We start from the raw sequence: 20,438 nt of genomic DNA on the forward strand, positions 1-20,438 counted from the left end.
TTATTAATTTGAAGAATGCAGACTAGCGATGAAGATTAAAATTAACCAGGGCCCTGATGGTATAGCCATTGCCGGATGCTACCGAACCGATTTCGCGGATAGCCTCTGATGGGATTACATTACTTCGGGTTGCATAAAAAACAGGTCCTCCAGAAATAGAGAAAGACAGTTTTGAATGGTTTGGTTCCAGGTTGATTGATGGCCCAACCATTAGCTTTGCACCACCTTCTGCCTCGTCTTTTTCCCAAAATCCTTCCAAATCTTGCCCCAGCGCTTCAAAGCCTATATATAAAACGTTAGAAACGCGATGTTGATATCCAAAACTGCTAATAAAATCAAGCTTATCTCTGGTTTTATCAAAAGCTTTTTCGAAACGAAGATTACCCGCCATTCTCCAATTTGACTGATCAAATGAAGCCGTAATCCTGCTGATCGCAGCACCAATGCTCGACCAATCTCTGCTTAAACCTAAGCCTGCCCCTAACCTAAAACCCGATATGCCATTGCCACCTACCAAATCTCTGATTACTTCAGCCTGTTGCGCAGATGTTACGCCTCCTGAATTGGCAAAGCCGATTGCCGCTGTGGCATACAGGGTAAATCTGCTGCCTAAATATCCTTTAACCCCAAACTGTTGCCCCAAACCATCGTAACCAAACTGTCCGTTTGTCCTTTCGCCATAACTTCCTGAATAATGAATATTCCAACGGGGATTTTCTGCAGTTAAGGTATTCAACGAAAACAGAAAGGGCTGCGCGGCATCAGTTCCTGTTTTAATTTCTGACTTGGTTTCGCTTATTTTCTGTGCGGCACAATTTAAAACCACACCGGCAAAAACAAGCATCAAAAATATCTTTTTCATCACTATTGTTTATTGGTTAAAATTTGGTTTCATTTAATAATGGCGATCCGCTGGCATTTACCTGATAAGTCTGGATCTTATCATTTTCATCAACCTCCACTATCCGGTAACCTTTATAGGCTGTGCCCCAGTTTCCACCAATGTGTGCATCGAAAAAATGAGGCAGTTTATCGGTATAAAAAACTGCATCGAGGCTGTGGTCGTGCCCATGGAATACCGCTTTTACATTAGCATAGCTATGCAGCAGTTTAATGGTGTCCGGACAGTCTACAAAAGGGCTTTCGGGCACCCAAAAATGTGGTGGAATATGCAATACCACGAAAACAGTTTTTAGGTTTTTGAATTTATCTAATTCTTGTTTTAAAAAATCGTTATTCGGGCACAAATAAGTTCCTTTGGTATCAGAAGTATTGGCCAAAACAAAACCTACTCCATTTTTTTCAAAAGAAAAATTGTCCTCGTAACCAAAAACAGATTGCCAGATTTTGGCATCAGCATGATCATGGTTACCTGGAATGGCGTAAAAAGGCACTTTAAGTTTATCGTAATAATCCTTTTTCACTTCGGGCAACAAATCAGGACGATCATGTACCAGATCGCCATTGATGATGACAAAGTTCAGCGGGTTTTTATCATGTGCTTCGTTCAGCCACCTTACGATATTCTCGTGGTTTAGTTTATATTCCGTACCTGGCTGGCCATAGTGACCATCGGATGCGATGGCAAAACGCAATCTGGGTGCTTTACCAGATTTAGCAGAAACAGGATGTTTTTCATTGGCAAATGAGGATAAAACCGGCGAAATACTGGCCGCAACAGCAGCAGCCAAACTATTTTTCAGAAAAAATCGTCTGTTAGACATAAGGATAAAAAATGTTTTGTATCAAAGTCCAATATTAGGACGACCAAGCTTCTTAAACATAAATTTTATGTTATCATTAGGTTAACAGAACCTTACATGTGTATCAATTTTATAACAAAAAAGATCGGAAACAGCTATGCAAGGCATAATGTTTCGACTGATAAAACAATTTACCACTTGCAGGGATTATTCTATTATGAAAGTACTTAAATCGTTACTCGCTGGCTTTGCAGGTGCTGCAGCCTTGAATATATTGCATGAAAGCGTTAGGCGGCTTGATCCTGATGCACCCAGGATTGATCTTTTAGGCAAACAAGCCTTATCCAAATCGATGAACCGTTTAAACCTTGAAGCTCCTGTCGGAAACAATCTTTATCTGGCCACCCTGGCCGGTGACATCATAAGCAACGGTTTATATTATAGTGCTATTGGTGCTGGAGACAGCAAAAACATTTATTTGAAAGGTGCAATCGCCGGTGTTACCGCTGGTTTGGGCGCAATAAACATCCCTGATCAAATTGGATTAGATGATACTCCTGTCACTAAAACGGATAAAACAAAAATATTAACAGTAGCCTGGTATGTAATCGGTGGACTGGTAACGGCAGCGGTTTTTAACCGCTTAAAAAAGGCTTAGCACAATGAAAACTTACCGATTCTGGTGGTGGCTTTTTTCCATTGCTTTTGCAACGGTCATACTTTCCTGCAAAACAGGATCCGTTAATCTGTTCAAGGCCGCTACTCCACATGAGCAATATCAAAAAAAATTAGTGAATGTTGGCCTGGATAAAACGGCAATGGGTGCAGCATGGTTAAATGCCGCTGTTATGAGTACTCAAAAAGCATTAAACATTAATATCCCCTATACAGAAAACGGTTATTTTGCTGCGGATAAAGTTCCGGCGACCGCTTATAAATTTAAGGCAACCAAAGGACAAAAATTGAATATTAAGCTAAACAAAACACCTTCGGGTGCTGCCTTGATTTATATTGACGTTTGGTATAGCACAGATCAAAGCCAAAAACTTATTGCCTCTGCAGATACTTTAAATAATCCGATTGTTTTCGATATTGATGAAACGGGCACCTATCTGATCAGGCTGCAACCAGAACTGTTGCAGAATGTATCATATGAATTAGAAATTACCGCTGGCCCATCTCTTGCTTTTCCTATTAAATCAAAAAACACCAACAGTATAAAAAGCTATTGGGGAGATGGCAGGGATAATGATGCGAGAAAACATGAAGGTGTAGACATTTTCGGCAATTTCAGAACGCCTGTTCTGGCAATTTCGGAAGGAACGGTAACACGTGTAAACGAAAATAACCTGGGTGGAAAAGTGGTCTGGATGCGCCCGAAAGACAAAGATTACACATTATATTATGCCCATTTGGATAAACAGATCGCAGTGGAAGGACAGGAAGTAAAAATTGGCGATACTTTAGGACTTATGGGAAATACCGGCAATGCCCGCAATACGCCTACCCATTTACACTTTGGTATTTATACTTTTAATGGTGCGGTAAACCCGCTGCCTTTTATAGATCCTGTAAACAAAACTCCAGCTGCCATTACCGCTTCAGGCGCTAAGTTAAATAAAACCTTAAGGACCACATCTGCCGTTAAAATGTTCTCTTCACCACAAGGTAAAGCAACTGTTTTGGCTACACTTAACAAAGGAACAATTGTACAGGCAAATGCTGCGACAGGAAATTATTACAAGGCAGAACTGCCAGATGGAAGCACTGGTTTCATTCAAAGCAACAGCCTTGTAGAAATTGCTGAGCCTTTAAAAAAGCTTAAAATAAATTTACTTCAGCAAAATGTATACGATAAACCCGATAGTTTAGCCGCGGTTAAAACAACTTTAAAAGAAGGACAAACCGTAAACCTTCTGGGTACTTTTGGCGATTATCAACTCATCAGCAGCGCTGGTACAGAAACAGGATGGATTATAAAATAGTAATCAACTGTTTATTCCCCGGTTTGTGTACTCAAAGAAATGAAAATAACAGTTTCGTGGTGAAAAAAAATATTAAAGCGGCTAAAAACAAAGAACTTATGGAAACACAGACCTTGAATTAGTCTTCGACGAGCTATCATCGACAGATTAAAAGAGTGGTCGTCTTTCCCGCGCAGGCGGGAATCTTAAAGCGCTTGCATTACGATTCCCAATCAAGTTGGGAATGACGAACCGCCAAAACCTGTCATCAATACTCCTATGTATTTGAAAAATTCTAACCTCTATCATTGACAGATTCCAATAGAATGGTCCTCATCTCCAGAGCAACGCGAAGTGGAGAGATCTATCGAAATGACGATACTTCGATAAGATTTACCTTTCAAACTGACAACCTTATTCTACACCATAAACCAATCATATTAATTCTGTGCTTTCCGTGATTCCGTGGCAAAAAAAAGAACTATGGAAAATTCAAACCAAATCGCACGTGAGAATACAGGCATATTCCTTGGCCTCTGTTCCCAGAGAACAAAACAATAGTTTCGTAATGAAAAAATTCGTTAAAATGGCTAAAACAAAAGACCTGTTGGAAACAGATCTTGGATTAGATTTATAGAATAACGATTACCTGCTTTACAACCAGATAGGCTGCCAATACAAATAGAAATATCGCAATCGATTTATTGATGATCAGGCTGCTTAGCGCAAATTTTTCCTGAATGTAAGTTGCAAAATGCGCATATACATAAAGTGCCAGAGAAGAGCCTACACCCGAGCCTAAACTAAATATAACCAGTGAAAGGTAATCAGTTTGAATCCATTGGTGTAGAATTACATAATTTCCAAAAAACAACCAGAATGGAATCTGAACAGGGTTTAAAACGCCCAGAATTAATCCGTATAAAACACTTCCGCTACGTTTATCCTCTTTTTTATTGCTCGTTTTAGGTACTTTCTTTCGGTTTCTCCAGGTAATGGTGCCCATCACCAGAAACATCACAATCATAAAACAATCTACCAAAGTGCTCAGCCGCACCTCGCTCACAGCCTCATTCGGGTTGATATCACTCATCGCCCATCTGGCAAAGCGCATCATACCGAAAGTAAAAAACACTTCTACACAGGAGAAGGATAGAATAAAATACCAAACCTGCCGCATGCCCTTATTAATAGCAAGCTGCGCAACAGTAAGATTAATGTTGCCCGGAGGGATATAACCCATGGCATTGAGAATGATGCCGATGAAAAACGTTAGAAAAAGCATTGCCGAAATTATGGATTTAAATTTAAATGCGTGGCCAAATATTTCCCCGTGTAAGAATTTTCCACTTTAACCAATTCTTCAGGCACTCCTTCAAATACCACATTACCACCTCCATCTCCACCTTCTGGACCAATATCAATCACCCAATCGGCACATTTAATCATATCCATATTATGTTCAATAACCAAAATGGTATTGCCTTGCTCAATAAGTGTATTTAATGCTTTTAAGAGTTTTTTAATATCATGAAAGTGCAAACCAGTGGTCGGCTCATCAAAAATAAATACCGTTTTATTGGCATTATTGCCTTTGATAAGGAATGAAGCCAGTTTGATCCGCTGCGCCTCACCGCCAGATAAGGTATTAGATGATTGACCCAAATGCACATAACCCAAGCCCACATCAACCAATGGATTTAATTTATTCAGGATCTTTTGTTCGTCTTTAAAGAAATCAACCGCCTCATCAATGGTCATATCCAAAATCTCGGAAACATTTTTCTCCTTATAAGTGATATCTAACACCTGTTGTTTAAATCGTTTGCCATTACAAGCTTCGCAAGGAAGGTAAATATCGGCCATAAACTGCATTTCGATTTTCACCTCACCCTCACCCTGACAAACATCACAACGGCCACCTTCTACGTTAAATGAGAAAGCAGCAGGTTTAAGTCCGGCAGCTTTTGCAGCGGCTAAGCCCGAAAAAAGTGCGCGGATATCATCCCAGGCTTTAACATAAGTGACCGGATTTGAACGGCTTGAACGGCCAATCGGATTCTGATCAACCATTTCTACGGCACTTACCAGGTCGTAGTTACCGAAAATACCATCGTAAGTACCTGTTTGTTCACCGGCATAGTTTCCGATGGCTTTTTGTAAAGCCGGATATAAAATCTTTTTAACCAAACTGGTTTTACCTGATCCCGAAACACCACTTACCGCAGTAAAAATACCTAGCGGAAATTTTACATCGATATTCTGCAAGTTATTTTCCCTTGCGCCTTTAATCAGGATGTGGTCTTTCCACTTACGGCGTTTCTCCGGAATGGCGATTTTTTCCTGTCCGGATAGGTAACGTCCTGTTAAGCTATTTTTATCTTTTAAAATCTCCTCGTAGTTACCACTGAAAACCAGGTTACCACCATGGGTACCTGCCTCCGGACCAATATCAATAATGTGATCCGCTGCACGCATCATTTCTTCTTCGTGCTCCACCACTATAACAGTATTGCCAACATTACGTAGTGAAATCAGCACTTCAATCAGTTTATTCGTATCTCTTGGGTGCAAACCGATGCTCGGTTCGTCTAAAACGTAAATAGACCCCACCAAACTACTTCCCAATGAAGTTGCCAGGTTAATCCTTTGCGATTCTCCTCCAGATAAAGTATTCGATAAACGGTTTAACGTAAGGTAACCCAAACCAACATTGTTTAGATACAGGAAACGGTTATCTATCTCTGCCAGCAAACGTTTGGCAATTTTAGTGTCGTTTACACTCAACTTTAATTCGTTAAAGAAAACCAATGCTTTAGATAGCGGCATCAGCACCACGTCGATAATTGATTTTTCGGCAATTTTAACGTATGATGCATCTTTACGCAAACGCGATCCTTTACAATCAGGACAAGTAGTTTTACCGCGGTAACGCGATAACATTACGCGGTACTGGATTTTATAAGTCTGCTCTTCCAATTCCTTGAAAAAAGCATCTAAACCAGCAAAATATTTATTGCCTGTCCAAAGTAGCTGCTGCTCTTTTTCGGTAAGCGCACTATATGAACGGTGAATAGGAAAATCGAATTTCGGAGCAGCTTTAATAAAGTTTTGCAACCAAACGTTCATTTTTTCGCCACGCCATGGGGCAATGGCATTATCATAAATACTTTTGCTCTTATCAGGAATCACAAGATCTTCATCAATGCCGATTACGTTTCCATAACCTTCACAGCGTTTACAGGCGCCATAAGGGTTATTAAAAGAGAAAAAGTTTGGCGTAGGTTCTTCAAATTTGATTCCATCCAGTTCAAAACGATCGCTAAAATGTTTAGTGGTACCTTGTGCCTCCACATAACAATCACCTTTACCTTCAAAAAAAGCGGTCTGTGCCGAATCAGCCAGTCTGCTTAAAGTTTCTTCTTCCTGGTTGGTTACAATCCGATCAATCAGGATCTGAACGGTTTTATCGTCAGTTAGTTCCGCATCTTTAAAATCAGCATCATCTAAAATAGCCTCTATCTTTTCTATCTTATTATGGATCAGTACACGTAAAAATCCTTTCTGTAATAAAATAGCCAGTTCCTCCTTAATCGTACGGTTGTTATGCGGATACAAGGGACAAAAAATGGTTACCGTCGTATCTTCAGGCATGGCATTAACATAATCTACCACCGTGCTTACCGAATCCTTTCTCACTTCTTTGCCCGAAACAGGCGAAATGGTTTTCCCTATGCGTGAGAAAAGCAGTTTCAGGTAATCGTAAATTTCAGTAGAGGTACCAACGGTAGAACGCGGGTTGGAAGTAATCACCTTTTGTTCAATGGCAATTGCTGGGGCAATACCTTTAATATAATCAACATCGGGTTTATTCATCCGGCCCATAAACTGGCGGGCGTATGATGATAAACTTTCTACGTATCGGCGTTGTCCTTCTGCATATAATGTATCAAATGCAAGCGACGATTTACCCGAACCAGACATGCCCGTTACCACCACAAGTTTATTTTTTGGAATAGCAACATCGATGTTTTTTAGGTTGTGCACCCGGGCACCTTTTATGATAATATTTTTATGCGGATCTTTTTCGGCCTCTTTTTTGCTCATGTATGGTAACGAATATAAATATATAACCCCAGAATGTGGTTAGGGTTTTTAGAAGATGCAAAAATAGGGTACTAAGACGGTTAATTTTTTTTTTAACATTATATTTTTTGTTTTTGATAAAAAAATAACTTTCTTTGGACATTAACAACCTCAAAACCAAACTAACACATTTCAAAAAACATAGGAGATAAGCTATAGAAATTAAACATCTACAAATTAATTTTTAGCAAATAGTACGGGATTTAGTGTAGGTAAACCTATGAATTTACAATCATATAATGATCAGGACCTGGTAAAGGTATATATTGCCGGGAACGAGAATGGATTGCAGGAACTTTTAAGAAGACATAAAAGTAAAATTTATACCTCGATCTACTTATTGGTTAAAGACCAATATCTGGCTGAGGATATATTTCAGGATGCTTTTATCAAAGTGATCAATACCCTGCGATCGGGAAGGTATAACGAAGAAGGTAAATTTTTACCTTGGGTAATGCGTATTGCGCATAACCTGGTTATCGATTATTTCAGAAGAGAAAAAAGAACACCCATCATCACTAGTGCTGATGGAATGGATGTATTCAATACGCTACACTTTTATGATGAGAGCGCAGAAGATAAAATGCTTCGCGATCAGACACATAAAGATTTAAAAGCGATGATTCATTTATTGCCTGATGAGCAGAAAGAAGTGCTCCTGATGCGCCATTACGCTGATTTAAGTTTCAAAGAGATAGCAGATTTAACCGATGTAAGCATTAATACCGCCCTGGGCCGTATGCGTTATGCTTTGAGTAATTTACGTAAAATGCTTAAAACAAAAGAGATGACCTACAAAGGGTAGTAAAAATGTTACATATTTTTTTTGAGGGTTTGAAATAAAGCATCTGAACTATCGTTAAGTTTATAAAACTTATCACATTTAGTTTGCTTATGACAAAAACCTCTACATCACAAAACAATGTAAATTTACCTACACCCAACATGTTTCAGCCTAGAACTGATATTGAATCAGATGCAGAAATCGACTTATTTTACGATCAAATAAAAGGTAAGTTGGATAGACTGGCTAAAGATCCTCAAGATGAAACCATCAACAAGATTTTAGCTTACAGCAGGTCATTATAAAATTTATACTTGTAAAAAGGTTGTTCCACAGGGTGGAACAACCTTTTTTTTGTATGGAAAATGGAAGAGGTAAGAAGGGTGATGGTTCATTAGTTCATTCGTCATTGGTTCATTATTCACCGGCAAACTGTAAACTGGCTGGGTTATCCGTTAATAGTTAGTTGGCGAACGGCCTAACCGATAGGGGTATAAACTATTTGGCCATCAACCATGAACCATCTGGCTATAAGCCCTCAACAATGCAACCATGAAGCGATCTAGTAATGAACTATTGTCTATCAACCATCCTATCACCGCTTAGCCCCCCTCATCCATCCCACATCTTCCATCCTCCTATAAATGGCCCAATTTTTACAATATCCTACCATAAAAAGCCATACCTTTGCATAGTGTAATTTTAACACTAAGGACACTATGAACAAGAACTTACTTCCACTTACTTTAGGAGGCTTAGGCATTGGTATAACTGAATTTGTAATGATGGGCCTGCTGCCCGATATCTCAAAAGGTCTAGCAGTAACCATTCCACAAGCCGGGCATTTAATCTCCGCTTATGCATTAGGTGTAGTAATCGGTGCACCTTTATTAATCATGATTGCAGGTAAATATCCACCAAAAATGATATTGATCGCTTTGATGATTATGTTTACCGTTTTTAATGCTTTCTCTGCTTTTGCCCCAACTTTTAATACTTTATTTATCGCCAGGTTGCTTTCGGGTTTACCTCACGGTGCATTTTTCGGTGTAGGCTCGGTAGTAGCCAGCAGAATTGCAGAAAAAGGGAAAGCCGCACAGGCAGTATCATTAATGTTTATGGGTTTAACGATTGCCAATATTGTAGGCGTACCATTGGGTACCTATATTGGACACAATTTCTCCTGGCGCATATCTTTTGCCGTGGTGGTATTTGTAGGTTTGGTAACCTTATTAAGTTTAAAATTATGGTTACCCGCTTTAGAAGCGACAAAAAACCGCGATTTAAAAGCAGAATTAAGTTTCTTCAAAAAAAGAGAAGCATGGATCATCATTTTCATGATCTCTATCGGAACAGGCGGGTTATTTACCTGGTACAGTTACATTGCACCATTAATGACAGAAGTTGCAGGCTTTTCGTCCAATGCTGTAACTTATATATTAATGCTGGCGGGTTTGGGCATGATGTTCGGGAATTACATTGGTGGACGTTTGGCCGATAAATTTTCTCCAGCCAAAGCATCTGCAGCTTTACTGCTCACTATGGTGGTTACCCTAACCATTGTACACTTTGTATCTGCAAGTCAGCCATTGGCTTTAATTATGACTTTTATTACCGGTGCGGTCGCTTTCTCATTGGCGGCCCCTATCCAGATGCTGATGATCCAGAGTGCCAAAGGCTCCGAAATGTTGGCAGCTTCGGCAAGTCAGGCGAGTTTTAATATTGGTAATGCTTTAGGCGCATTCTTTGGCGGACTTCCGTTAGTGTATGGCTACGATTATACCTCGCCAGCCTATGTTGGTGCTGCGATGGCTTTGGTTGGTGCGTTTTTTGCCTTCTGGCTGATTAAGAGTAATCAAGGTGCAACCGAAGAAGTTAAAGTACCAGTAACATCTTTTCACTAAAAATATTCGTCATTGCGAACGAAGCAGCGCTTTGTGATGGGATGAGGCTGTAATCATAAATTGTAATTCACTTTGAATTTGTCACGTTGAGCTCAGCGTGTACCGAGCTTGACGAAGTATCGAAACGCCTTGTAAGACATTTAAAAAAAATCCTTCGACAAGCTACCATTGACGTTATTTCATAAAAAACTATTAATCAACAGGTTGATCGCTTCTGTATTTCCATCAAGCTAGGCCATAGCAGTGTATCCCCGTTATACTTAAATCCGGCCTAACAAATTTTTCGGGCTGCACTGTTCTGGCCTCACAACTGGCTTCAAAAGAAAAATTTTCAGCCGGCAGTTTTTGTTTCTTTTTGATGCCAAAAAGAAAGAGCCCTTCGGCGGCGGCGAGCCGAGGCAAGACCGTGCCCTGGAACAAGAGAAGAAAATTATACGTCACCCATATTGATTTTAACAATTAATTAACCCTCAGGATGACAATTCTATATTATGAGGCAGCCTCTTTTTTTGAGAAAATGAAAGTAGATGTAAGCAAAAATAGTCAGCCCTGCTGTACACTTATCCCGATGGAAATCGGGACCGTTTCCATCAGGTTTATTATCAAGGCTCTGTGCCGTTAATTAAAAGACCTGCGCGGTGATTTCTGAATAAGAAAATCCAAACCATTCTCTCATTTAAAACTCAATTATTTCACTCATTCAAAACGCTGCCTCCCCATTCTCTTCAACAGCTTTAAATGAGATTTTATCCCTCCAGAATAACTGGTGCAATTAGGCTTTATTCCACTTTCGTTTAACATTTCATATAATATCTTACTGATCTGCGGATAATACACGTGATGATAATGCGGAAATAAATGATGGGCAATGTGGTTATTAAAACCGCCTAAAATAAAGTTTGCCGTTTTACTGAAAGGATGCATGTCGTTTGAACTCCTGATCTGGTTCATTAACCAGGAGGCATTAATATAACCTTGCGCATCAGCTTTCGGATATTGTGTTTCCTCTACATGGTGGGTCATAAAAAAGGTAAACAACAAGAATAACGACTGGCTTAAATGCATCATTAAAAAACCAGTTAGCACCACATACCAGGGCTGGATCGCAAATATTATAGGCAAAACAAATAACAAACTGATATAGATAAATTTTTGGAACACAAACGACAGGTAATACCTAATGTTCTTTTTAGCGCCATAACCATCGTCACTAAATAGAATCACAAAATCTTTAATAAAAATCCAGAACAGCGAATAGGTTGTATAAGCTAATGGTGCATACAGGTGTTGGTACGCATGAAACCAATAATGTTTGCTACCCGGCACCACGCGGATCAATTTCGATATTTTAAGGTCAGAATCGTAATCTTCTACATTTGGCGCATAATGATGAGAATTAACATGGCGCAATTTCCAAGCCTCAGCATGCGCCCCAACCAATGTATAAATAGCTACAAAGCAAATGTGGTTAAGTCGCTTGTTTTTAAAGATGGTATTGTGCGAAAAGTCGTGTGAAAAGTTAAAAGCAAAGAGCAGCGAGATAAAACCATAGATCACAAAACAGCCCACAAAACCAATCGGGTTAGCGATATGGTACAAAGCTAAATAGGTCAACAAGGTGAGCAAGAAATACACCACGAATTTAAGTACGATGATCCGCATAAATGCAGATTTATCAGCTACCACTTCTTCGCTAACGCGTTTGTATATCGCTTTTAGCAACTGACTATCAGCCGCCACATGAATATGTTTATCCTTCATATCGCATCGGGATTAAGTGTTCACTTTTACCCATCATTTTCAAAAACCTGAAATGAGAGGCCAGCGATTCGCCATAAGACATTTCCATATAAGTAAGCCTGTGTTTTTTAGCCAGCGCTTTAAAAATTGGAATAATCTCAAGGTAGTGTACATGGCACACGTTAGGAAGCAGGTGGTGTACCGCATGTGCATTAAAACCGCCAAGTGTCCAGTTTAAAAATCTGCTTTCAGCATGATAATCTATTGAGGTAAGCAATTGTAGCTTTGGCCAGCTCATATTCAATTTATGATCCTGATCAGGCACCGGGTGAGCTACATAATCCGATAAATGTGCCACGCCTAATACAGCCACAAACAATAGCGAAATGATAAAATGATTTAACAAAAAAGCCAGTAAAACCGTCTGCCAGCCGAAAGGCAACAGATAAACAGGCAAAATGATCATATAACCGATATATAAGAGTTTATATATCACCAGCTTTACAGCTTCAGTTCGGGGAATCTTCACTTTAATGGTGCGGCTCGATAAATTGAACAGCATCAATATTTCCCTGAAAAAGAACCAGTTAATGGAATAGAACAGGTAAAGAAACGGTGCGTAAATAAACTGATACCGATGGAACCATAACAAAGGCTGAGACTCAGTCATCCTGAATAATGGATTATTCAACACATCGATATCACTGCCTTCTATATTGGTATATAAATGGTGTGATTCGTTATGGTTTTTGCCCCATACATAGGCGTTGTTCCCTTGTAGGTTAAAACTCAGCGAAAACAGTATCCGGTTCCAGAATTTACTCTTTACTGCTACACCATGGGCCGCATCATGCGAAACATTAAAAGCAGTTAACAAAACAGAAAGTCCCATCAGCAGGTAAAAAGCATAAAATGCAAATACCGAATGACTGGTAATCATTAAGGTATAAAACAGGATGTCTAAACCGAAGTAAAAGAAAATCTTGAAAAACATTTTTGTGTTCCCGGTTTTCTTCAACCCATTATTAATAAAATACTGTTCGATCTGCTCATTCAATTCTTTATAGAATTCGGAGCCTTCATCTTTTATAAATCTTAATTTGTTCATAACAGTGCGTTTTAATTGCTAACCAAATCTAAGGCATATAACAAACCGAAATAAATCTTAAAGATTACAATAACATCAATAATTATTGTTTAAAGAAAATAAACAACACATATAAAGTTTATAAATTATATTTTTCAATTTAATCTTTTACAATAATCCATTTGATTATTAAAAAATAGTATATTTAATTAAAAAATTAATCTTTATGGATAATCAGCAAGCACTATTTTTTCAAGCAATTAAAGCTGCGTTGCCTGAATACCAGAACCTGGCATTGAGTGTAGCCGAAGAGTTAGGGATAAGTACCAATGAGGCCTATAAGAAAATCAGGGGCGACAGCAACCTTACCTTTCAACAGATCATCAAACTTTCCGACTGTTTCGATGTTCCTTTTCTATACAGCCCGAAACAATCTTTGTCGGTTACTTTTAGCTATTTAAGTGTAAACGAAGATCTGGATATGGTAAATTACCTGCGCAATCTCCTGGAGAACATTAAAGCCATTAAAAAAAGTAAGGAAAAACACATTACCATTACCACAGACGATATTCCCTTATTTCATTTTTTCAAGTACCCGGAACTCACCAGCTTTAAACTTTTCTTTTGGGCAAATAGCACCAATAACACCGGAATACCTTTTAGTTCGTCCTATATATCCGACGAAATTATCAAAATTTCGCAGGAGTTACATGCCACTTATCTTGAAATACCAAGTACCGAAATATGGTCTAAAGATACGGTAATCGGCACGCTCGAACAGATCAGGTATGCATTCGAAGCTGGTCATCTTACCGATACTGAACTGGCTGTAAAAATTGTAGAACAGGTAAGGTATTGCCTAACCGATATGAATATGTATGCCATTAGCAGCAAAAAAACCATCGACCCCGACCATACCTTTAATTGGTATAGTTGTGATGTACTGGGGAGCATTGCTTACCTGGTTGATTTTAAAGACCGCATGACCTGCTACAATAGATTTAATACTTTTAATTATTTAAGAACCGAAGACCAGGCCTACTGCAAACAAACCAAACAATGGATGCAGGGCCTGATTATGAAATCTGTTTCTTTCAGCGGCCAGGGAGAAAAACACCGCAATAAGTATCTGTATAATGCCTTTGCTGAATGTGATAAGTTGCTGAGGGAAATAGATCAGTCTGGGGTTGGGCGTTTAGGTTTTAGAGTGGATTAACCGAATAACTCGCCTTTGCTGCAGATTCGGGACACCCAGTCTCAGTTAACCGATTTAGACAATTAACCGATTAAACTATTAATCATCACGCCTTTTCCCTCTTCCATTTTCCATCTTTCCCCTATATTTGCACATGCTTAAAAAAGAACGCTACAAACTTTTTGTAGAACATTTTTCGGCCAAGCAGCCTGATGCAGAAACCGAGTTACATTATAATAACCCTTACCAGCTTTTAGTGGCCGTAATCCTTTCGGCACAATGTACCGACAAAAGGGTGAATATGGTAACGCCAGCACTTTTTCAACGCTTTCCTAATGCCAGGGCTTTGGCGGAGGCTACTCCTGATATTGTTTTTGATTATATCAGAAGCATCAGTTATCCTAACAACAAAGCAAAACACCTGGTGGGCATGGCCAATATCCTGCTGAACGAATTTAACGATGTAGTACCTTCTGAAATTGATGACTTACAGAAAATGCCCGGTGTTGGGCGCAAAACAGCCAATGTAATTGCATCGGTAATTTACAATGCACCGGCAATGGCCGTTGATACCCACGTTTTCCGTGTGGCCAACCGCTTAGGTTTAACTAATGGCAAAACGCCATTGGCAGTGGAAAAAGATCTGGTTAAAAACCTGCCAGAACACGACATCCACATTGCTCACCACTGGCTTATCCTGCACGGACGTTATGTTTGTGTAGCCAGAAACCCCAAATGTGATGTTTGCGAGATTACCTACATGTGCAGGTATTTTGAACGCTTAACCGCCCAAAACGAAAGAGATAAATTAAAGGCTTAAAAAATATTTTCACTTTACTATTGACATTAGCTAAAAAACTTTTAACTTAGCTAAATATTTTAGCATTATAAATATCAACATTTGAGCATATTAGCCGATAATCAATTATATTTACGCAATCAATGAAAAAAGAAATGAGCACTGCAAATCCAGATAAATTAAAAGCCCTACAACTTACTTTAGATAAACTAGAGAAATCATACGGTAAAGGTACCATCATGAAACTTGGTGATACTGCCATTGAACCAATAGATTTTATTTCTACCGGATCAATCAGTTTAGATATTGCTTTGGGTATTGGCGGTATCCCAAAAGGCCGTGTAATTGAAATCTATGGTCCGGAATCGTCTGGTAAAACAACTTTGGCCACACATATTATTGCCGAAGCACAGAAAAAAGGTGGTATTGCAGCTTTTATTGATGCAGAGCATGCCTTTGATCAGTTTTATGCAAAAAAACTAGGTGTAGATACAGATAACCTATTAATCTCTCAACCAGATAACGGTGAGCAGGCATTAGAAATTGCCGATAACTTAATCCGTTCTGGCGCAATAGATGTAATTGTAATCGACTCTGTTGCGGCATTGGTTCCTAAAAGTGAAATTGAAGGCGAAATGGGCGACAGTAAAATGGGTTTACATGCCCGTTTAATGAGTCAGGCCTTACGTAAATTAACCGGAACAATTTCTAAAACCGGATGTTGCTGTATTTTCATTAACCAGTTACGTGATAAAATTGGTGTAATGTTTGGTAACCCTGAAACCACAACTGGTGGTAATGCTTTGAAATTTTATGCATCGGTACGTTTAGATATCCGTCGTATTTCACAAATCAAAGATTCTGACGAAGTTTCCGGTAACCGTGTTAAAGTAAAAATTGTTAAAAATAAAGTGGCTCCGCCTTTCCGTATCGCAGAATTTGACGTGATGTTTGGTGAAGGTATTTCTAAAAACGGTGAGATTATCGACTTAGGTGTTGATTTTGGTATCATCAAAAAAGCAGGTTCATGGTTCTCTTACGGAGATACCAAGCTGGGCCAGGGTAGAGATGCTGTAAAACAATTGTTAAGCGACAATCCTGAACTTGCAGAAGAACTGGAAACTAAGATTAAAGCAGAAGTAACCGGCGAGCATCTGGCAGAAAAATAAGCCTGATCAATTCAGACTGAAGATAAAAAAAGCGTCCTGATTTTAAATCCGGACGCTTTTCTATTTTTAGCATTTGGTTAATAACTAACCGAAACGCCAAAGTTTATAGAAGTACCTCTCCCTTTTGAATAAAAACCTGGCTGCATAAACCATTGGGCCCTGGCAGGAAAGTAATCCTGGTTAAAAATATTATCTACACCCAAGGTAAGTTTAGTGTTCTTCTTCACCTGATAAATCCCCGCAAAACTAAATAAATGATAAGCTTTTACCGCACCCTCATTTCCATTATATATGCCGTTCGCATTTTTCTCAAATCTATTGCGCGAATTGATGCCGGTGTAATTCAGGGTCAAATCTAGCACCTTTAACGGACTGTAGGTAACCGAAGCCGTAACTTTAGGTGCTGAGATCCGGCGGCCATTAAGATATAAGTCACCCGCATCATTAAACTTTCCATTTTTGTCAATGTCACGCTTGCCTTCAGTATAACTATAACTTGCAGATAAGCCCAACTGATCAAACAAGTGGTAATCTGCCGCTAACTCAAAACCATAAATTTTTTCAGGGTTTCTGGCCGTATTAAACAGGCCTGTAGCAGGATCATAAACCACTTCAATCCCCAGCTTGGATGTACTGATGTAACCTGACGCAGAAAATGTTAATCCGGCAATTTTACTCTCAAAGCCAGCTTCATAATTATTAACCTTTACCGCATCTGTATTGATCTTGTCAATGCTGTTTACCTTGGCATCACGTAAAGCCAATCCAATATCCATCACAGAAAAACCCTGAGAGAAACTTACAAAAGGACTGAACACATTAAATTGGTTATACCTTAAACCTGCATTAAAAAGGTAAGTGCTGTATTTTAAATTCCCTCCGGTTACATCAAAAGATGGCGTAATGGTGGTATTGTTTGCGCCTGTAGTTCTTAGCGTACGATAATCATCAACAGCTATATTTACATTTTCGTAACGCAAACCCGTTTTAAATACAAGCTTGTTTAAAATATTAAAATCTGCCTGCGCAAAAGGTGCAAGGTTGGTCATATCCATTGTAGGCACCCATACCCTACCATCAACCAATGGCTGTGCAGTTTTATCTTTCATAAAATCTGCACCATAAGCCAGATTCATTTTCAAAAAATTAAGGTTCAGTATTGGTGTTTCCAGAAATAAACGCGCTCCCCTTTTATCGTTTTTGGCAAGTGATTGGCCATCACCTCCATCAAAACGGCCTAAGGATACATAGAATACGTCCTTACGGGTTTCGTAATAAAGATCTGCGTGTAAACTTGAATGCAGAAAGGTGCTGTCTATTTTATACGATAGATTTAAATTATGATTATAATCAACCCCGGTCGGAATACCAAGTGGTTTTCCCAGCACCCCTGTTGCTTTCTGGCCTGTTGCAAGATTACCATTTACCAAAGTAAAATTACTATTCTGCAAACTGCTGTATGTATTATAGGTAAGCTGAATACGTTGATTTTTTGTAGGCACGTAACCAAATTTGGCAAAAGCATTATAAGTATCTGTCTCGCCTAAACTATAGTTGGGCCCTACCACATCACCTTTTGCATCTTTATATTCACCAGTTTGCTCATACATGCCACTAACCACGTAGTCAAATTTACCCATTTTCCCATAAAACATCTGGTTAATCCTACCGCCTTCAGAATTTTTGATCTTAACCAACGATCCGTTTAAATTAAACTGGGTTTTACCTGCGAACCTGGTAGCTGTATCCGGAACCATGGTAATGTAATTCACCAGACCTCCGGCAGCACCATTACCATAAATGGCCGTTGCCCCTTTTACCACTTCTATACGTTCCAGCACCGATGGGTCTATTGACCTTAAATCTACCTCAGCATTTCTTAAGGGCGAAGATTGTGAAACACCATCTATCATCACCAGCATTGGTCGCCCCCTTAAATTCTGCCCCACATTATTTCCGGTTTGTGCCGTAGGTGCAAAACCAGGAACCTGATTCGCCAATATCGTGCTTAAATCGGGCGTAATGGCCATTTCCTTCTCCAGTTTCTTCTTATTTACAATACTAACTGAAGTAGTGATGTTTTTGATATTTTCAGGCTTTCTGGAGGTCGAGATTAACACGTCATCTAAAGTATTGGGCACTGGTTCCAATACAAAGTTGATAACAGTATCGGTCTGTACAGCCCCAATTTGTTGGGTAGCTGTTTTATAGCCAACCGCAACTAAACGGATATTAAATGGAATGCCACTTTTGATATAAATTGTGAAATAACCTTTGCTATCGGCCTGGATTTTCTGGCCCGGTAAAGAAATGGTTGTGTATGGGATTTCACTGCTTTTATCCCTGACGTGTCCCTCAATCTTCACGCTTTGGCCGTGCACCAAAAGAAGATTACACATCAGGATCGTAACGATCAGTATAATTTTTTTCATCTATCTTTAATTTTCGGCAAAGATAGAAAATAGACACTAATAAGAATAGGTCTAAATAAGAATTAGGAAATTTAAATTAATTCTGACTGAAAACGGCGCTGAAATCTTTGGTTACATAAACAATAACCAAAAGTGCAGCAATAAGCAGGGCACCCAGAATAATTACACCCCAGCTTCCTTTAAGCTTGTTTTTATCCTTTCTGATCAACCAGTATAACAGGCCGATTAAAGGTACCGCACAAACAATCCAAAATATTAACGATGCTCCAGTCATATATATAAATTAAATTTAAACAATTCTCGTTGCCAGTTTTCAATTGGCGATTTACAGTTTTTTGCCCCGGAAGCACCGAAACACGGAGGTAAATTGTATTAATGAACAGGCCTTGCGCTTGGAGTTGGGCGTTTAGCGTTATTAACCGATTTAAACAATCAACCTAACCGTTAACTACTCCAGGCAATTAACTATTGACTAATGAACCAATGACCAATGAAATAATGAACCAAAATTAAAACTCCATCCGTGCCATTGGTGAAACATCCTGCCCTACAAAATCCTGTTTCAGATACTTTTGGTAACCTGCAATGGCAATCATGCCCGCATTATCTGTACAATATTGAAATGCCGGAATATAAATCTTCCATCCCAGTTCATCGGCAGTTTTTTGCAAACCATTCCGCAAACCAGAGTTTGCAGAAACACCTCCAGCAATAGCTATTTCCTTAATTCCGTACTGCTTCGCTGCTTTCCTTAATTTATTCAACAAAATCTGCACAATACTATGTTGAACAGAAGCACAAATATCAGCTAAATTTTCCGCAATAAAATCAGGGTTCTCTCTCTCTTGTTTCCTGATAAAATACAGAATCGAAGTTTTAAAACCACTAAAACTAAAGTTCAGATCGGCAATTTGTGGTTCGGCAAACTTAAATGCCAAAGGATTTCCATTTTGCGCATGTTTATCAATCAGTGGTCCGCCAGGGTAAGGCAAAGCCAGTAATTTAGCCGTTTTATCAAAAGCTTCACCAGCAGCATCATCCAAAGTTTCGCCAATAATTTCCATATCAAAATAATCCTTTACAAGCACAATTTGTGTATGTCCGCCTGAAACGGTTAAACAGATAAAAGGAAAAACCGGCTTAGGATCATCAATAAAATGCGCCAGAATATGCGCATGCATATGATTAACAGAAATTAAAGGTATATTTAAAGCTAATGCAAAAGATTTTGCAAAAGAAACACCAACCAATAACGACCCTAAAAGGCCTGGACCACGTGTAAAAGCTACTGCATTAATGTCCTGTTTTGTAACTTTGGCATTAATTAAAGCTTGTTGCACGGCAGGCACAATATTCTGCTGATGTACCCTTGAAGCTAATTCAGGTATTACACCACCATAATTTTGATGAATTGTTTGGTTTGCAATAACATTGGCAGTAATTTTGCCGTTGTTACAAATAGCAACGGATGTATCATCGCAAGAAGACTCGATAGCAAGTATAACAGACAAATTA

Annotated in this window: 17 protein-coding genes; 8 read left to right on the plus strand and 9 right to left on the minus strand. The window is 39.0% G+C overall.

Annotated elements, in window-relative coordinates:
* Positions 1-22 precede the first annotated feature (22 nt).
* Together OQX63_RS04780 and OQX63_RS04785 are read right to left on the minus strand one after the other, a co-directional pair.
* Entirely contained in the window at positions 23-862 is an 840-nt protein-coding gene (locus OQX63_RS04780) for a hypothetical protein (protein WP_265849743.1), read from the minus strand.
* Positions 863-878: 16 nt separating this feature from the next.
* Positions 879-1,724, minus strand: a complete 846-nt coding sequence (locus OQX63_RS04785; protein WP_265849744.1) for a metallophosphoesterase family protein — start codon at positions 1,722-1,724, stop codon at positions 879-881.
* A 196-nt stretch (positions 1,725-1,920) separates the two neighbouring features.
* On the opposite strand from OQX63_RS04785, the gene OQX63_RS04790 reads away from it, so the two are divergent.
* Together OQX63_RS04790 and OQX63_RS04795 are read left to right on the plus strand one after the other, a co-directional pair.
* Positions 1,921-2,361 (plus strand): hypothetical protein, encoded by a 441-nt coding sequence (locus OQX63_RS04790; protein WP_265849745.1) that lies wholly within the window; start codon positions 1,921-1,923, stop codon positions 2,359-2,361.
* Positions 2,362-2,365: 4 nt separating this feature from the next.
* A complete protein-coding gene (locus OQX63_RS04795; RefSeq protein WP_265849746.1) occupies positions 2,366-3,688 on the plus strand; it encodes a M23 family metallopeptidase in 1,323 nt (440 codons plus the stop codon).
* Positions 3,689-4,298: 610 nt separating this feature from the next.
* On the opposite strand, the gene OQX63_RS04800 is transcribed toward OQX63_RS04795, so the two are convergent.
* The gene (locus tag OQX63_RS04800) at positions 4,299-4,952 is read right to left on the minus strand and encodes a LysE family transporter (RefSeq protein WP_265849747.1); all 654 of its coding nucleotides are present in this window, start codon (positions 4,950-4,952) and stop codon (positions 4,299-4,301) included.
* A gap of 8 nt (positions 4,953-4,960) precedes the next feature.
* A complete protein-coding gene (gene uvrA, locus OQX63_RS04805; RefSeq protein ID WP_265849748.1) occupies positions 4,961-7,774 on the minus strand; it encodes an excinuclease ABC subunit UvrA in 2,814 nt (937 codons plus the stop codon).
* A 259-nt stretch (positions 7,775-8,033) separates the two neighbouring features.
* On the opposite strand from uvrA, the gene OQX63_RS04810 reads away from it, so the two are divergent.
* The 3 genes from OQX63_RS04810 (at position 8,034) to OQX63_RS04820 (ending at position 10,501) form a co-directional block, all read left to right on the plus strand.
* The gene (locus OQX63_RS04810) at positions 8,034-8,618 is read left to right on the plus strand and encodes an RNA polymerase sigma factor (RefSeq protein ID WP_090503606.1); all 585 of its coding nucleotides are present in this window, start codon (positions 8,034-8,036) and stop codon (positions 8,616-8,618) included.
* An 89-nt stretch (positions 8,619-8,707) separates the two neighbouring features.
* Positions 8,708-8,902, plus strand: a complete 195-nt coding sequence (locus OQX63_RS04815; protein WP_090503604.1) for a hypothetical protein — start codon at positions 8,708-8,710, stop codon at positions 8,900-8,902.
* A 414-nt stretch (positions 8,903-9,316) separates the two neighbouring features.
* Entirely contained in the window at positions 9,317-10,501 is a 1,185-nt protein-coding gene (locus OQX63_RS04820) for an MFS transporter (RefSeq protein ID WP_265849749.1), read from the plus strand.
* 696 nt (positions 10,502-11,197) lie between these two features.
* Here OQX63_RS04820 and OQX63_RS04825 read toward each other — a convergent pair.
* Together OQX63_RS04825 and OQX63_RS04830 are read right to left on the minus strand one after the other, a co-directional pair.
* Positions 11,198-12,262 (minus strand): fatty acid desaturase family protein, encoded by a 1,065-nt coding sequence (locus OQX63_RS04825; protein ID WP_265849750.1) that lies wholly within the window; start codon positions 12,260-12,262, stop codon positions 11,198-11,200.
* Complete coding sequence (locus OQX63_RS04830) at positions 12,252-13,349, minus strand: fatty acid desaturase family protein (protein ID WP_265849751.1); 1,098 nt, start codon at positions 13,347-13,349, stop codon at positions 12,252-12,254. The genes OQX63_RS04825 and OQX63_RS04830 overlap by 11 nt, the downstream gene beginning before the upstream one ends.
* 205 nt (positions 13,350-13,554) lie before the next feature.
* On the opposite strand from OQX63_RS04830, the gene OQX63_RS04835 reads away from it, so the two are divergent.
* From OQX63_RS04835 to recA, 3 genes are all read left to right on the plus strand, one after another.
* Complete coding sequence (locus OQX63_RS04835) at positions 13,555-14,544, plus strand: hypothetical protein (protein WP_265849752.1); 990 nt, start codon at positions 13,555-13,557, stop codon at positions 14,542-14,544.
* Positions 14,545-14,677: 133 nt separating this feature from the next.
* Complete coding sequence (gene nth, locus OQX63_RS04840) at positions 14,678-15,343, plus strand: endonuclease III (RefSeq protein ID WP_265849753.1); 666 nt, start codon at positions 14,678-14,680, stop codon at positions 15,341-15,343.
* 134 nt (positions 15,344-15,477) lie between these two features.
* Complete coding sequence (gene recA, locus OQX63_RS04845) at positions 15,478-16,491, plus strand: recombinase RecA (protein WP_090503708.1); 1,014 nt, start codon at positions 15,478-15,480, stop codon at positions 16,489-16,491.
* A 77-nt stretch (positions 16,492-16,568) separates the two neighbouring features.
* On the opposite strand, the gene OQX63_RS04850 is transcribed toward recA, so the two are convergent.
* From OQX63_RS04850 to tsaD, 3 genes are all read right to left on the minus strand, one after another.
* Positions 16,569-18,923: a TonB-dependent receptor gene (locus OQX63_RS04850; RefSeq protein ID WP_265849754.1), complete on the minus strand. Its 2,355-nt coding sequence runs from the start codon at positions 18,921-18,923 to the stop codon at positions 16,569-16,571.
* Between the two features lie 76 nt (positions 18,924-18,999).
* Entirely contained in the window at positions 19,000-19,197 is a 198-nt protein-coding gene (locus OQX63_RS04855) for a hypothetical protein (RefSeq protein ID WP_265849755.1), read from the minus strand.
* Between the two features lie 235 nt (positions 19,198-19,432).
* Positions 19,433-20,434: a tRNA (adenosine(37)-N6)-threonylcarbamoyltransferase complex transferase subunit TsaD gene (gene tsaD / locus OQX63_RS04860; RefSeq protein ID WP_265849756.1), complete on the minus strand. Its 1,002-nt coding sequence runs from the start codon at positions 20,432-20,434 to the stop codon at positions 19,433-19,435.
* Positions 20,435-20,438 lie beyond the last annotated feature (4 nt).

The sequence above is a fragment of the Pedobacter sp. PF22-3 genome (assembly GCF_026239555.1).
Taxonomy (GTDB): Bacteria; Bacteroidota; Bacteroidia; order Sphingobacteriales; family Sphingobacteriaceae; genus Pedobacter.